Genomic DNA, 15309 nt, shown 5'->3' with positions numbered 1-15309 from the left:
CCTCCTGTTATCTAATCAAACTGTAAATCAAATCCATATCCAGTGCAGCGCGTAAATTGTCTGCAAGAATATCATACTGCACCTGCTTATACGCGTCAACATCAAATGCCTTTACATCAGTAAAATCCATGCCTTTTTCAGCCAGAAGAGCCTCTATGACAGCTTTTGCAATTTCCTCTTTGTCAAAAATGCCGTGAATATAGGTGCCGTAAACATTTCCATCGTTTATGATATTGCCACTGGCGCCCGAGGTACCCATGTGGATTTCATAGCCTTGATATGTTTTGCCTGACAGAGCAGCAAAAATGCCATCTACGTCAGATAGTACCCCTGTCGCATTGGTTCTGATTTTCTCATCCCCAAATTCAGTACTGTGAGGGAGCAGACCGATTCCGCTCATCTGACCTCCATGCTCCACACCCTTTGGATCTGACAGACTTTGGCCCAGCATTTGGAATCCTCCGCAGATGCCGAAAATCGGCTTTCCCTTGGCATGATGCTTCAAAACAGCAGCCTCAAGACCTGACTGACGCAGCCACAAAAGATCCGCCATGGTGTTCTTTGTGCCCGGCAGTATAATGAGATCAGGATTTCCCAGCTCATGAACCGACCCTGCGTACCTTACGCCCACCCCTTCAATATATTCAAAGGGATTAAAGTCGGTAAAATTGGATATTCTCGGCGTGCGAATGACAGCGATATCCACAAGCACCTCACCCTTACGGTTTGCAAAGCGGTCAGTCAGACTATCCTCATCGTCAAGATCCAGTTCCATATAAGGAACTACGCCTGCCACCGGCACGGAAATGATATCTTCCAGCATGCGAAGCCCTGGCTCCAGAATTATCACATCACCTCTGAATTTATTGATGATTACGCCTTTGACTCTTTCTTTTTCTTCCTCGTCAAAGAGCAGCATAGTACCTGCTAAGGAAGCAAAAACGCCGCCTCTGTCGATATCTCCAACAAGAAGCACCGGCGCATCCGCCATCTTTGCCATGCCCATGTTCACCAAATCTTCTTCTTTTAAGTTGATTTCCGCAGGGCTTCCCGCCCCCTCCATGACGATAACATCATAGTCCCTGGAAAGACTCTCAAAAGCCTGTCTGATATTTTCACGAAATCTTCCTTTTTCTCTGTAAAAGTCTTTTGCAGTCAGAGTGCCGTATACTTCCCCGTTGATGATGACCTGTGAGCCCTTGTCGCTGGTCGGCTTGAGCAGCACAGGGTTCATACGGCAGTCGGGTTCTATCTGACATGCCTCCGCCTGCATCACCTGCGCTCTGCCCATTTCCATGCCATCCTTGGTGATAAAGGAATTCAGCGCCATATTCTGCGCTTTAAAGGGAGCTACTTTATAGCCGTCCTGCTTTAAGATTCTGCAAATTCCCGCAGTTACCACACTCTTTCCGGCATTAGAGCAGGTTCCCAGTATCATAATTGTTTTAGCCATGGATAGGTTCCTCTCTTCCCTCTGTAATTTCTCCAAGACACTTTAAAAAATAAATATTTTCCTCTCTGGTTCTTACAGCGATTCGGTAATACTGCTCATCAAGAGAAATATAATTGCTGCAGCTTCTTACAATAATATCAAAGGCTTCCAGCGGTTTTCGGATATCCCTGGCACTTCTGAAAAAAATATAGTTCGCCTTTGTATTATACACTTTGTAGCCCAAATCTATCAATCCTTTTACAAGAAACTCCCGATTTTCTTTGATATATGTTTTCGTTTTCTCCACAAACCCCGTCAACTTAAGTGCCGCACAGCCTGCTTTTGCTGCTACAGTAGATACCGACCAGGGCTGCAGCGTCTCTCTGATGATTTCGGCCTGTACAGTATTTGCGCAGATGCAATATCCCAGTCTAAGTCCAGCCATAGCATATATCTTTGTAAATGCCTTTAAAATAATAACGTTTTCAAGGCGTTGCACATCAGCCATAACCGAATAGCGCTCTTCTTCGTCCAAAAACTCTGTAAAGCACTCGTCTATGACTAAAGTAACACCGCATCTTTCACATTTCTGCGCAATGGCAAGCACCAATTCCCGCTCTGTCGGTATGCCAGTCGGATTGTTAGGATTGCAAAGAAACATCATATCCAGACTCTCATCAATAGCCTTTAGCACATCTTCCTGCAGCCGAAATCCCTTCTCCTCTGCAAGAAAGTGATAGACTACAGTACTGCCGCAAGCCTTCAGCGCCTGTTCATACTCCGAAAAAGTTGGCGCCAGAACAAGTGACTTCTGCGGTCGCAAGCCTAAAGCGATGCGAAAGATGATGTCTGCCGCCCCATTACCGCAGCAGATACACTCTTTCGGCACACTGTGATACAAACTAAGCGCCTCAGTCAGCTCCCTGTTCTGCGGGTCAGGATAGCTTTCGTACCGGTCTATATGTTCTGCAATCGCCGTCTTCACTTCCTCCGGCATGCCAAGAGGATTGAGATTAGCTGAAAAGTCATAGACCTTGTGGTCGTATTTATAAATATTTCCGCCATGTATTTCTTTCATTATAGTAACTCCAAACAGGTTCTAATCCCAAGGAAGATGATGAGGCATAAAATCGCTGCACCATACATCAGCTTCACGGTGTTTTTGATGTCGGATGCTTCGATTGGTCTGTCATCATCGCCGATGGTCTTTTTCTTGTAAAGTTTTCCGAAGTAATATGCGTCACCGGCAAGCTGTACATGCAATGCACCAGCACAGACAGATTCCGGATGGGCGCTGTTGGGGCTGGCGTGATTTCTTCTGTCTCTTCTGTAAATCTTCAGTCCATTCTTTGCGTCAAAGCCGGTAAAAAATGCTGCCGCCACCATAGCAAAAGCAGTCAGTCTTGCCGGAATATAATTCCAAATATCATCGCTGATGGCAGACACTTTGCCAAAATTGATATACTTCTCGTTCTTATAGCCCACCATGGAGTCCAGCGTATTAACCGCCTTATAAAGCATACCAAGGGGCGCGCCGCCCACTGCCATAAACAGCATAGGCGCAATAACGCCGTCAGAGGTGTTCTCCGCCACTGTTTCCACCACAGCCTTGGTAATCTGCCTAAAATCAAGATCTTTCGTATCTCTTCCCACAATGTAGGACAGATATTTGCGCGCACCTGCAAGATCGCCCGCCTCAATATGGTGATAAACACGCATACTCTCGTCTTTGAGCGACTTAGCCGCAAAAATCTGATAGCAAAGCAAAGTTTCCACCGCATATTTCAGATAAACATGAACCATTGCAGCTGCCTGCAGCAGCCCCCAGCATAACCCGAAGGTCAGCACAGGAACACTTACTGCCAGCACTGCTCCTGCTGCGATTTCACCGCCTTTGTTCTTTGGAAACAAAGCACGAAGCAGCTTTTCTCCCTTCGTAATGAAAAAGCCAATCAGGCGAATGGGGTGCGGCAGCCACGGCGGATCGCCAAAAAGACAGTCCAGCAAAAAAGCAATTAAAATGATGATGACTGTTTCCATCTATATGCCTCACATTTCCTTACAAAATTCTCCCCAAAAGCAGGATTGCTCCACAGATGAATATGGGGATATCCAGCGAAAATCGTCTCACTGCTGCAGACAGCCTGCCAGTGTCTCTTTCCCTTTTCCGCAGTAAAACCTTCACCGTTCATATCACTGTCACTGTAGTGAAACTCATGGCAGGCAATGGTGTCCCCTTTTCTGCACATCAGGTTGTCATTGTTTGCAGTCAGCGTTTTATATCCAAAGCGAACCAGACTTTTCGTCATCACAGATTGACCGGAAAGAACGCCCGCCATGGGAAAGATTTTTCCGTCTTTTTCTATGGACTTTCCCAGATACATAAAGCCGCCGCATTCTGCGTAAACCGGCATGCCGCCGGCTGCTGCGCTTCTGACAGACTCAAGCATCGACTCATTAGAAGACAGCTCGCAAAGATACTCCTCTGGATAGCCGCCTCCTAAAATCACGCCGCTAATCCCGTCTGGAAGTTCTTTGTCCATAAGGGGTGAAAAAGGTATCAACTCCGCCCCCATTTTTTTAAGTAAAGTAAAATTGTCCTCGTAATAAAAACAAAAAGCTTTATCGCGGGCTACCCCAATGGAGACAGGCTTTTCCAATACCTGTGGTACGCAGATTTCCTCGCACTCTACTTCAGCCGCCGACTGTGCCAGCTCTAAAATTCCTTCCAAATCCAGCGTTTCGCCAGCCACCTTTCCCAGGGCTTCCATCTTTTCTTTCAGGTTTTCTATTTCTTCGGCAGTAACCAGTCCCAGATGTCTGCTGCCAATTTCCGCCTCAGGAAGCCTTGGAAGATATCCATAGCAGCGCAAATGAAGTTTTTCTTCAATCATCTCTTTATAAAAAGGATACATCGCTTTTGAGCAGTGGTTTAGAATCACCCCCGCTATCCGATTCTCTGCAAAATTGATATATCCAGAAAGCTCCGCCAAAAGGGACAGGCTCTTTCCTCTGACCCCTGTAATGAGAATCTCCGGCGTTTCTGTCACTCTTGCAATGTGGTTAGCCGAACAGGTGTCATCAGAAAACCCCAAACCGTCATACATGCCCATAACCCCTTCTATGACAGCAATATCCGAACCCTTTCCATTTTCGGAAAGCAGGTATTTCACCGTATTTTCACTGCACAGAAACAGATCCAGATTTCTGGATTTTGTTCCCAAAATCTCACTGTGAAACATAGGGTCGATATAATCGGGACCGCATTTAAAGCTGGCAGCTTTGATATTTCTGCTGCAAAGCGCCTGTAAAAGAGAGCAGGTCACAGTGGTTTTACCACAGCCGCTGCCACTTCCCACCAGCATAATTCGACTTACTTTAGTTTTCAAGTTTCCTTGCTCCTTTGATGATATATACCGGATTGTCTGCCTGCATAAGATGATAATTTCCCAGTTTTTTTGCGGTGGCAATGTTGGCGCAGACTACCTCAGTTGCCATCTGCAGCTCCTTAAACACCTCAGTTGCCTGAGAAATGGTTTCCAGCGTTACCGCAGTGACTGCAAAGACTGCCGTCGGATTTTTTGCAAGAACGACCTCCATAATCTCTCTGAGATTTCCTGTGCTGCCACCGATAAACACCTTGTCAGCAGGCGGAAAATCAGAAAGTCCATCGGGCGCCAGCGCATTCCTTATTACAATGTTTCCTGCACCGGTTGCCGCCATGTTCTGTTTTACCAGTTCTACCCCTTCAGAATTTTTTTCCACTGCGTAAACCGTAGATTCATAAGCTTTGTACGCCATTGCGCAGGTCACAGAACCAGTGCCTGCTCCAATATCGTAAACAATGTCGGTCGGCTCTATTTCCAAGGCTGACAGCACTAAGTTCCGCACAGCTTCCTTCGTCATAGGACTTTTTCCTCTGACAAAATCCTCATCTTTTAAGGTTTTATGTCGGTTTGCATAATTTTTATTCTCGACAACTAGAACTGACAGGTCGTCAAATTCCATCTCCGCAAAATCCGCTGGGTTTCCCGTCAATATTCTCTCTTCTTCAAGGGATAAATTTTCTCCGATATACATCGTAACATTGGAGAGTCCCGCCTTACGCAGCTGCTTTGCAATATCCTGTACCTTAAGCGTGCCTCCTGTCAGAGCAAACACCTTTTCATGATAGCAAACATATGGCACGATAGATTTGTTTCTTCCGTGAAGACTTACCGTCTTTACATCCTCATAGCCCAGTTTCAGTTTTGCCATAAAATAGGACAAACTGCCGATACCACTGATAAATTCCATCTCAATTTCAGGTCTTACATTTTTTGCTATGGTGGACGCAATGCTGTAAAATCCCGTATCGCCGGAAGCTGCAACACATATGGTCATAGATTCTTTCCTATGGGCGTTAATATAGGAAACCGTGTCCATAACCCCCATCACCTGCACCTTGTCAGTCAGCGCCGAAAGAGAATCATAAAGCCTGCCTGCTGTCAGCACCAAATCGGCAGAACGTACTGCTTGTATCATCTTGTCTGTATAAAGCTCCGCAGCACCCGGACCTGCTCCTGCAACAATTACTTTCATAAAACTTCCCTATTTCTTCAATGCCTTTTTATAAGACTCAATGGTGAAATCCAGTTCTTCTTTTGTAAAACAGCTGTTTATGAACATCGCCTCATACTGTGAGGGCGCCACGTAGATACCTGCCTCAAGAAGCTCTTTGAACACGTGGCCAAATCCCTGCGTGTCCGATTTGCAAGCGCTGTCATAATCTGTGACAGGCTCCTTTGTGTAAAACATGCAGACCAGTGAGCCTATGTGATTTACCGTAAAGCCACTGGCGCTGCGCAGACCATCTGCCAGATACTGTCCCATTTCATTGATTCGATCATAAATGGAAGGGTTAGCTAGCAGCTGCTGCAGTGTTTCAATGCCTGCAGCCATAGCGATAGGATTTCCCGATAAAGTTCCTGCCTGATACACACTGCCAAGAGGTGAAACGCATTCCATGATCTGCCTTCTGCCCCCATAGGCTCCCACCGGCATACCGCCGCCGATAATCTTTCCATAGGTCACTAAATCCGGCGTCACGCCGAAGTACGCAGCAGCTCCTCCAAAAGCAAGACGAAAACCCGTAATCACTTCATCAAAAATCAAAAGTGCACCGAATCGGTCGCATAAATTACGCAGCCCCTGTAAAAATCCAGGTTCTGCAGGTACAACGCCCATATTTGCAGCTGTCGGCTCCACAATGACGCAAGCAATATCGTCTCTGTTTTTTTCCATGAGAAGCTCTACACTGGCAAGGTCATTATACCGCGCAAGGAGTGTATCCGCTGCTGCACCGCAGGTTACACCTGCGCTATCCGGATCGCCAAAGGTCATGGCACCGGATCCCGCCTTTACCAGCATAGCATCGCTGTGTCCGTGATAGCAGCCTTCGAATTTGATAATCTTGCTCTTTTTCGTATAGCCTCTGGCAAGGCGCAGCGCACTCATGACTGCCTCAGTACCACTGTTTACCATACGAATCATTTCTACGTGAGGAATATTGTCGCAAATCAGTTCTGCCAGTTCCACCTCAAGTTCTGTGCATGCACCGAAGCTGAGGCCCTTGCCGACTCTCTGCTGTACAGCGGCAATCACCTTCGGATCTGCATGACCTAAAATCATCGGGCCCCAAGAGCCCACATAGTCAAGATACTCATTTCCTTCGATATCGTAAATTTTATTGCCGCAGGCTTTTTCAATAAATCGCGGTGTTAAACCTACGGACTTAAAGGCTCTTACCGGACTGTTGACACCGCCGGGCATCACCTTTTTTGCTCTGTCAAATAGCTGCTGTGAACTCTTCATTAGCCGATATCTCCTCTCTTTATCGCATCTGCAATTTCCATGGCATAATAGGTCATGATGATGTCTGCACCTGCACGGTACATGGAAACTGCCGTTTCACACATGATGCCGTACTCATCCACAAGCCCTGCTTTGCCAGCATTTTTTATCATAGCATATTCACCGCTGACGCTGTAGGTTGCAATTGGCAGATTGGTTTCATAAGAAAGCTCTCTGATTACATCCAGATAGGAAAGCGCCGGCTTTACCATGAGAATATCTGCCCCTTCTTGTTCATCAATGATTGCCTCTTTCATACCCTCCTTAATGTTATGAAAATCCATCTGATAGGTTTTTCTGTCGCCAAAGGACGGTGCGCTGCCTGCAGCTTCACGGAACGGACCGTAAAATTTTGAAGCGTATTTCACTGCATAGCTCATAATCGGCACGTTTTTAAAGCTATTTTCGTCAAGGCCTGCGCGAATCGTAGCAATTCTTCCGTCCATCATGTCAGAAGGTGCAACCATATCAGCGCCTGCCGCCGCATGAGAAACTGCCGTAGCCGCCAGATATTTCAAAGTTTCGTCATTGTCTACGTCATGTCCGCAAAGAATACCACAATGTCCATGGGAAGTATATTCACACATACACACGTCGGTAATCACATAAATCTGATCTCCGTATTCTTCCTTTATCGCGCGTACAGCCTGCTGAACCACGCCGTTTTCGGCATAAGCCTGACTGCCCTTCTCGTCTTTTTCCTTTGGAATACCAAACAGCAGCACCTTATTAACGCCGTGCTGCAAACATTGGTCGATGACTTCCTTTGCTCTATCCGGGCTGTAACGATACTGCCCTTCCATCGCGGAAATTTCAGCTTTTATATCAGTTCCTTCTTCAAAGAAAATAGGATAAATCAGGCTGTCAGTTGACACCCTGGTCTCCCGCACCATACCGCGAATCAGCGGATTTGCTCTAAGTCTTCTCGGTCTGTTAATCATTGTATTTACTCCTTACCTTTTCTACCATACTATCGATAGTAGCTATCTTTGAAACGACTGTATCAAAGCCAAATCTTGCGGCTTCTGCTGCAGTCTGTTTGCCAATACAAAGGGCTTTTACCCCTGCAAAATGCTCTCTGCTCTGTGTCTTCACAAAACCATCCACACAGGATTTACTTGTAAAAGTCACATAGTCCCAGTCTTCCAGATCTGTAATCTCCTCATGTTTTACATATGCAGTATCGTAAACCGGATAATCCAGGTAGTCTATTTTTCCTTCATCAAGAGCATCAGTCAAATCGGCTGTTCCAATCTTTGCGCGCAGCAGCAGCACTTTACTGTCTTTGTTCACAAATCCCGTTGCAACCATCTCTCGTCCCAAAGTTTCACCGTCATATATAGAAGGCAGAAAATCCGCTGTCAGACCAAATTCCTTCAGGGCTGCTGCTGTGGCGCTACCGATACATGCAAAGCGCTTATCGGAAACCGCCCGAACATCTTTCCCCTGCTCCAAAAGCCAGCTGAAGAAGGAGCGAACGCCCTCGGTGCTGGTAAATACGAGGGTATCATATCCTTCAAAATCAGGTGCCATAGGTCTGATAAAATCGGTCCTGATACAAGGATACAGCTTCGTTTCCGCCCCCAGATTCCGCAGCTTTTGTTCAAGCTTTGAAGCTTTACTTTTTGGCTGTGTCACCAGAATTCGCCTGCCCTTAAGTGGTCTTCCATCAAACCAGTCAAATCTGTCCGAGAGAGAGCAGACTCTGCCAACAGCAATGACTGCCGGAGATTTCACCCCATTACGCCTTACAGCTTCCTCTATATGTGCTAAATCTGAAATGAACTTTCTCTGCTTTGTATAGGTTCCGTTTTCGATTACAGCGCAAGGCATATCTTCTTCCATACCTGCAAGAAGCAAACCTTTTGCAATGCGGCCTACTGTCGACACACTCATCATAAAAATCAGTGTTCCTTTGAGCCGTACCAGCGCGTCAAAATCGATAGCAAGTTCGGCGCCTTCCTTTGCATGCCCTGTAATAATGTGCAGCGACGAGCAAAAATCTCTGTGCGTTACCGGAATGCCTGCATAGGCCGGCACAGAAATAGACGATGTGATGCCCGGTACTACCTCAAAGGGGATTCCGTTATCTGCCAATAGTTCCAGTTCTTCTCCCCCCCTGCCAAAGACAAATGGGTCGCCGCCTTTGAGCCGCACTACTTTTTGACCGGCCTGTGCCTCTTTCAGAAGGATTTTGTTGATTTCATGCTGGGGAACTGGATGATTGCCTACATTTTTACCTACGTCGATGCGTCTGCAGCAATCTGGAATCAGTTCCATAATGCTTTCACTGACTAACCGGTCGTAGACGATAACGTCCGCTTCCTCAATCAGCCGCACAGCCTTCACTGTAAGCAGTTCCTTATCTCCTGGACCTGCACCTACTAAATATACGATTCCTGTGCCCATGCGCTGCCTCCTTTCATCCTCAGAGCAAGCTTTCTTCCCAGACTCTCACCCTGATATTTGCTGCCCTTTATTTCATCTATGTATTGGTTCTCTTCTTCGTCTACATAATAGCCCTTTATAGTGATTTCATCACCGTTAATTACAGCATATGCTGCAACCGGTGAACTGCAGCCGCCGTCCAAAGTCCGGACAAAACTTCTTTCTGCCAATGCGACTAATCTCGCCTCTTCATCTGCGAAATCCTTAAGAAAAGGAACCTCATAACCCTTCCTTCCCTGTACTGCCAAAATTCCCTGACATGCAGCCGGCAGAATTTCCTCAGTGGAAAACAGCTTGCTGATTCGCGCTTCAAGGTTTAGCCTCTTCAGCCCAGCATAAGCTAAAATAATAGCGTCATACTGTCCTTCGTCCAGTTTTGCAAGGCGTGTCTGCACATTGCCTCTAATCGGTCTGATATCCGCTGTCTGATACAGCTTCTGCGCCTGCAGTTTCCTTCTCTTTGAGGAGCAGCCTATGATTGGATTTTGCGGCAGCCTTTCAAGACCTGCCCGCAGAACCAGCGCATCTCTTGGGTCCTCTCTTTCGGAAAACGCCAGAAGCGGCAAATCGCCATCCACCTCCATCGGCATATCCTTCAGACTATGCACTGTTAAATCAACTCTTTTCTCCATCAAAGCCTTATCCAGCTCCTTGACGAAAAGACCTTTCCCTCCAATTTGATCCAACGTTTTATCTAATATGATGTCGCCGGTGGTCTTCATAGTCACCAATCCGACATCAATGGTGCTGTCGAATTTTCTAATGGCATCTATCACCATCTCTGACTGAATCACAGCCAGCTTGCTTTCTCTGCTTCCTACGATTACTTTCATCAGTATGCCTTTCCTTTTATGATTTCTCTTACTTTTGCTGCAGCTCTTTTCGTAACGCTGTGAGAAAGTCCGCTACCGCAGATACCTGCAGTAACCTCATCTCCCGCTGCGACAGCCGGAAAATAAAATGTACACTCTGCCCTATTATCACAGACACTTACCAAAATGTTCCGTTTCTTTGCCGCATCTCCAATCTGCTTGTTTACCTGTCTGTTATCAGTACAGGCAAGCACCATATAGCAGTCATGCAAATATTCTTCATTATAAATGTCCGTAATCAAAGTCAGTCTGTCATTTGCCGTCAGATTTTTCAGCGCCTGGGAAGTCTCCGGCGCTATGACAGTAATTTCAAAATCAAATTCCAGCAGAGTTTTAACTCTTCTGGTTGCGATATTGCCGCCGCCAAATACAACTACCATCTTCCCCTCAGATGGTACAAAGACCGGAAAATATCTATTTTTCATAATAGTCCGCTGCCTTTCTTAACACCTCTTCAAAGGAATATCCTGCCTCCTCGCTGGGTCTTCCAATCACAATAATTCCGAAGCCTTCTTCCAGACACGACAATTTATCATCAAAGCCGCCTGGTTTTCCCGTATTCTTTGTCACAAGCCACCGGCAGCCGTACTGTTTCATAACCGCCAGATTCATTTCCTTTATAAAAGGACCCTGCATAGCGATAATATTTTTTGGAGCGATACCTGCTGCTATACAGCTTTCAACAGATGAAACCGATGGAAGCACTCTTGCAACTGCTCTTTCCTGGATACCTTTCATTTTACTATATTTCCACAGCTCTTTGGCACCGGTCGTCAGCAGCACCCGCTCATCAGTTCGATTTAAAAAATTCACAGCTTCTTCGATGGTAGCGACTTCTATGATACCCTCACCTGCGGTGTTTCCCTTTTCTCGCAGAAGCCTCAAATATGAAATCGACTGATTCTCACAGGCTCCTCGAATATTTTCTGTGACAATATTTGCGTAAGGGTGTGTCGCATCAATGACAAGACCGTAATCTCCGGCAGCCATCAGCTCTTCCATTTCTGAAAGGTTCAACCTTCCTTCAAGAACAGAAAGCCCCGGTATATCTGTCAGCATTTCACTTCCGTAATCCGTAGCAACACAGAAATCCGCACTGCTTTGCCATTTCCTCTCCGCAAAAGCCTTTGCCAGCTGATGACCCTCATAAGTTCCCGCAAAGACCAGTATTCTTTTTTTCTTACACGTCTTGATATCCACGAGGTGTTACCAGCTTTCCGTTGATGACTTTCGTCTGACTATTTCCTATAAAGACAGTGGTAAACATGTCTATTTCTTCATTATTTTTTAAATCAGCAAGAGTGCATACCACCCCTGTTTCGCCATCTCTTCCGATATTTTTTACATAACCGCAGGGCGTATCCCAGCCTTTGAAAGCGCTCATAATCTCTGCTGCTTTGTCGACATAATCGTGACGTTTCTTACTTTTCGGATTATAAAGACAGACCACAAAGTCAGCCTCCGCCGCAAGATGCAGTCTTTTTTCAATTTTTTCCCACGGAGTCAAAAGGTCTGACAGAGAAATAACTGCAAAGTCGTGAATCAGCGGTGCTCCTAAAACTGCTGCACCGCTGCAGGCTGCTGTAATACCCGGCACAGTAATAATTTCCACCTCAGGATGCTCTGCTGCAACCTCTGCCATAATTCCCGCCATTCCGTAAACGCCAGCATCTCCGCTGCAGACAAAAGCCACTGTTTTTCCCTTCAGAGCAGATTCCAGCGCCAGTTTGCAGCGATCCACCTCTTGCTTCATGGCAGTCGATTTAACTTCTTTTCCCTCTGTAAGCTCTCGTACCAAATCCACATACAGAGTGTAGCCTACGATAACATCGCTTTTCTCAATGGCTTCCTTCGCCTGCGGCGTCATATATTCCCTGTTACCTGGGCCGATGCCCACTACATATATTTTCATTTAGATATCCTCTTTCGACAGACGCTCCCTGAAGCTATACCATTTGTGGAAGTCGTCCATGTATTTTTCTATAATCAATTCAATTTCTTTCATTTGCTGTTCCATACGGGTGTCTCTCACATCTGTGCCCAAATTATCTATATCATAGTAACGCACATGCGCAAGTTCTTCCACCCTTGGGTCAATATCTCTGGGTACAGCCAAATCAATAAACACCTCCGGTACTCTGCTCAACCGGCTGATTTCCTCCATAGATACAGTGTAATGGGGACTTAAAGTTGCACTGACAACAGCGTCAACCGTCTCTATCGCATGATAACGTTCCCCATAGTTGACGGTTTTCACACCCTGCGGTATGATGTTTTCTCCATGCCTATACTGACGAAGGGTCATCGTCGCTTCTAAGCCCTCTTTTACCAGAATTTCCGCAACCAGACGTCCAATCATTCCATTTCCGATGACCAGCACCTTTTTCAGTGCCGGATTGGTACGAATCAGTTTGACCGCCCGAGAAGCAGTTGAATTGTCATCAACCTTGAAATCCACCAGAGTTTTTGCCTTTTTTCCCGCACTAACACCATTTCTGAAAATGACATTGAGCAGAGTATCTGTCACCCCCGCTTTTTGGGCAGCTTTCAGCGCATCATCTACCTGTGTCACAATCTGATCATCGCCCCAAATCTGAGATTCAGCACCCGCTGCCACTTTACACAGATGGATAATCGCATCATCGCCTGTCAGTGTCCGGTTCATATAGGCGTAAGTCCCATACTCAACCCCTATCATCCGGCAAAGCTCCTTAAAAGGGTTTAATACTGCTTCGTCCTTGAGAGACAGATATAGCTCTGTCCTGTTACATGTGGCAATGAGAACCGCCCCCAGTATCTCCTCTTTTTCCTTCAGCTTATCATAAAGCTCTGCAGTCTGCGTCTTTGTACAGGAGAATATCTCTCTTTCTCTAAGCCCCGCCATGTTATAATCAATATATGACATAATGATATTCAAAAATTACACTTCCAATCTCTCATAGCCAGGGCGCAGGTACAGCCGCTTCCACTGGTCTTTGATAATATTTTTGTTCCGTAATTGCTCGCCAGTACCGCGCTGCGCTCACAAACATTATCAGCACCCGTTACTGATTTGACCAGTGCTGATGGTACAAAGCACCCCTGCACTTCTTGCAGCTCCTCTGCCGTATAAGTAACCAAAGGAATCTCATATTTGTCGCAGAATGCCAGAATGCAGGTTTCATATTTCTTCAAATCTATAGAAGCCAGCTGTTCTACCGCTTCAATCGCAATGTGCTTATCTGCCAGCTGCTCCAAAATAAACCTTTCAAAAACCTCTGCACTGACACCTTTACGACATCCGACACCGATAGTAACAATGCGCGGCACCAAATTAATGGTATTTTGAAAAACATTCTGATTTCCGGCAAGGCTGACACAAATACCACTTTCCGTTTCATCGAGAGTCAGAGCCTGCGGCAATTTTCCCTCAAAGGGAAATGCGCTGGAAATCCCCACCTTTTCTCCTCGCAAAATCGCTGATGATATCAACTTGATTTTGCTGATATCCATAATATGACAGCCTGCATATTTACTCCATACATCTACTGCGAACTGTCCGTTGATATCGGTAGCCGTAGTCAGCACCAGCTCCGCTCCCGTCACCTTTGCAAACTCTGCCGCCGCTTCATTTGCGCCGCCCAGATGGCCGGAAAGCAGCGGTATGGAAAATCTGCCAAACTCGTCCATGACTACTACTGCCGGATCCTGATCCTTGGTTTTAATCAGCGGTGCAATCAGGCGAACGGCAATGCCTGCCGCGCAGATAAAGAGAAAAGTGTCTTTTTTCTCAAAGTTTGCTTTCAGATATTCTCTCGCGCTTTCTTTTCTTTTATCGAAAATCTCCGCACTGCACGTCTCTTGCAGCCTTTCTGCAATTTTCTCTGCCAGGCTTTGTCCTCTAGCCGTAAATGCCAGAATACTGATGTTTTTCATTATTTTGTCGCCTCTCTGAACAGATGAGTAAAAGACGGATCATAGAGCCTAGAACGCTCGTATTCGCTGCCTAAAAAACCGCCTACCATAATCAGCGCCATTTTATTGATACCATTTTCTTCTGCAGCTTTTGCGATGTCCTTCACCGTGGTGCGAACCACCTTTTCGTCCGGCCAGGTTGCCTTATAAACAATCGCCGCCGGGCTGTCCGGTGCGTACCCGCCTGCAATGAGTCGTTCAGAAAGCTCAGCCAACATGGTGGAGGTTAGAAATACTACCATGGTTGCTCCATGTTCAGCCAGTTTAGAAATTTCTTCTTTCTCAGGAACCGGGGTTCTTCCTGCCATTCTTGTCAAAATGACTGTCTGGCTTACATTAGGTAAAGTGTATTCTGCATTTAATGCTGCTGCAGCACCGATAAAGGAGCTGACGCCGGGTACAGAAACATATTCCATATTTTCCCGGTCTAAAATATCCATCTGCTCTCTAATCGCGCCGTAGATACAAGGATCTCCTGTGTGGAGCCGAACTACTTCCTTTCCCTTGTTTTCTTTCATCACCGCAATAACCTCTTCCAAAGTCATCTTGGCACTGTTATAAATCTTACAGTCTTTACCAGCATAATCTAAAAGTGCCGGATTCACAAGAGAACCTGCATAAATGATAACGTCTGCTTTCTTTAGAAGCTCCGCCCCTCTGACAGTAATTAAATCTGCAGCGCCCGGACCTGCTCCGATAAAATAAATCATA

The 15309-nt window shown here is 46.2% G+C and carries 15 protein-coding genes; all 15 read right to left on the bottom strand.

The features are described from left to right. Positions 1–7: 7 nt before the first annotated feature. Genes V1225_RS09325 through cobM form a run of 15 tightly spaced genes read right to left on the bottom strand, consistent with a single transcriptional unit; the run spans position 8 to position 15308 of the window. On the bottom strand, positions 8–1453 hold the full coding sequence (locus tag V1225_RS09325) for a cobyric acid synthase (RefSeq protein WP_338546234.1): 1446 nt from the start codon (positions 1451–1453) through the stop codon (positions 8–10). Next, a complete protein-coding gene (locus V1225_RS09320) occupies positions 1446–2510 on the bottom strand; it encodes a threonine-phosphate decarboxylase (protein ID WP_338546233.1) in 1065 nt (354 codons plus the stop codon). The genes V1225_RS09325 and V1225_RS09320 overlap by 8 nt, the downstream gene beginning before the upstream one ends. Beyond that, positions 2510–3472, bottom strand: coding sequence for an adenosylcobinamide-phosphate synthase CbiB (gene cbiB / locus V1225_RS09315; RefSeq protein ID WP_161907524.1), 963 nt, complete (start codon positions 3470–3472; stop codon positions 2510–2512). Before cbiB ends, V1225_RS09320 begins: the two co-directional genes overlap by 1 nt. After that, positions 3448–4821, bottom strand: a complete 1374-nt coding sequence (locus V1225_RS09310; protein ID WP_251631732.1) for a cobyrinate a,c-diamide synthase — start codon at positions 4819–4821, stop codon at positions 3448–3450. Before V1225_RS09310 ends, cbiB begins: the two co-directional genes overlap by 25 nt. Further along, the gene (gene cbiE / locus V1225_RS09305) at positions 4811–6013 is read right to left on the bottom strand and encodes a precorrin-6y C5,15-methyltransferase (decarboxylating) subunit CbiE (protein WP_338546232.1); all 1203 of its coding nucleotides are present in this window, start codon (positions 6011–6013) and stop codon (positions 4811–4813) included. Before cbiE ends, V1225_RS09310 begins: the two co-directional genes overlap by 11 nt. A gap of 9 nt (positions 6014–6022) precedes the next feature. Next, on the bottom strand, positions 6023–7285 hold the full coding sequence (gene hemL / locus V1225_RS09300) for a glutamate-1-semialdehyde 2,1-aminomutase (protein WP_338546231.1): 1263 nt from the start codon (positions 7283–7285) through the stop codon (positions 6023–6025). Then, on the bottom strand, positions 7285–8265 hold the full coding sequence (hemB, locus tag V1225_RS09295; RefSeq protein ID WP_338546230.1) for a porphobilinogen synthase: 981 nt from the start codon (positions 8263–8265) through the stop codon (positions 7285–7287). Before hemB ends, hemL begins: the two co-directional genes overlap by 1 nt. Then, positions 8258–9733 (bottom strand): uroporphyrinogen-III C-methyltransferase, encoded by a 1476-nt coding sequence (cobA, locus tag V1225_RS09290; RefSeq protein WP_338546229.1) that lies wholly within the window; start codon positions 9731–9733, stop codon positions 8258–8260. The genes hemB and cobA overlap by 8 nt, the downstream gene beginning before the upstream one ends. Further along, a complete protein-coding gene (hemC, locus tag V1225_RS09285) occupies positions 9709–10605 on the bottom strand; it encodes a hydroxymethylbilane synthase (protein WP_338546228.1) in 897 nt (298 codons plus the stop codon). Before hemC ends, cobA begins: the two co-directional genes overlap by 25 nt. Next, positions 10605–11069 (bottom strand): bifunctional precorrin-2 dehydrogenase/sirohydrochlorin ferrochelatase, encoded by a 465-nt coding sequence (locus tag V1225_RS09280; protein WP_161907530.1) that lies wholly within the window; start codon positions 11067–11069, stop codon positions 10605–10607. Before V1225_RS09280 ends, hemC begins: the two co-directional genes overlap by 1 nt. After that, the gene (gene cobK / locus V1225_RS09275) at positions 11059–11844 is read right to left on the bottom strand and encodes a precorrin-6A reductase (protein WP_338546227.1); all 786 of its coding nucleotides are present in this window, start codon (positions 11842–11844) and stop codon (positions 11059–11061) included. The genes V1225_RS09280 and cobK overlap by 11 nt, the downstream gene beginning before the upstream one ends. Next, positions 11825–12556: a precorrin-3B C(17)-methyltransferase gene (cobJ, locus tag V1225_RS09270; protein WP_251631723.1), complete on the bottom strand. Its 732-nt coding sequence runs from the start codon at positions 12554–12556 to the stop codon at positions 11825–11827. The genes cobK and cobJ overlap by 20 nt, the downstream gene beginning before the upstream one ends. Continuing rightward, a complete protein-coding gene (locus V1225_RS09265) occupies positions 12557–13561 on the bottom strand; it encodes a glutamyl-tRNA reductase (RefSeq protein WP_338546225.1) in 1005 nt (334 codons plus the stop codon). Continuing rightward, positions 13558–14559 carry a cobalamin biosynthesis protein gene (locus tag V1225_RS09260; RefSeq protein WP_161907534.1) on the bottom strand — a complete coding sequence of 334 codons (1002 nt, stop codon included), beginning with the start codon at positions 14557–14559 and terminating at the stop codon, positions 13558–13560. Before V1225_RS09260 ends, V1225_RS09265 begins: the two co-directional genes overlap by 4 nt. Then, complete coding sequence (gene cobM / locus V1225_RS09255) at positions 14559–15308, bottom strand: precorrin-4 C(11)-methyltransferase (protein WP_251615581.1); 750 nt, start codon at positions 15306–15308, stop codon at positions 14559–14561. The genes V1225_RS09260 and cobM overlap by 1 nt, the downstream gene beginning before the upstream one ends. Position 15309 lies beyond the last annotated feature (1 nt).

The sequence above is a fragment of the Emergencia sp. JLR.KK010 genome, from assembly GCF_037018265.1.
GTDB classification, from domain to species: domain Bacteria; phylum Bacillota; class Clostridia; order Peptostreptococcales; family Anaerovoracaceae; genus Senimuribacter; species Senimuribacter intestinalis.
The sequence above is the reverse complement of the archived record's forward strand: the minus strand, read 5'-3'. Positions and strand labels throughout refer to the sequence as shown.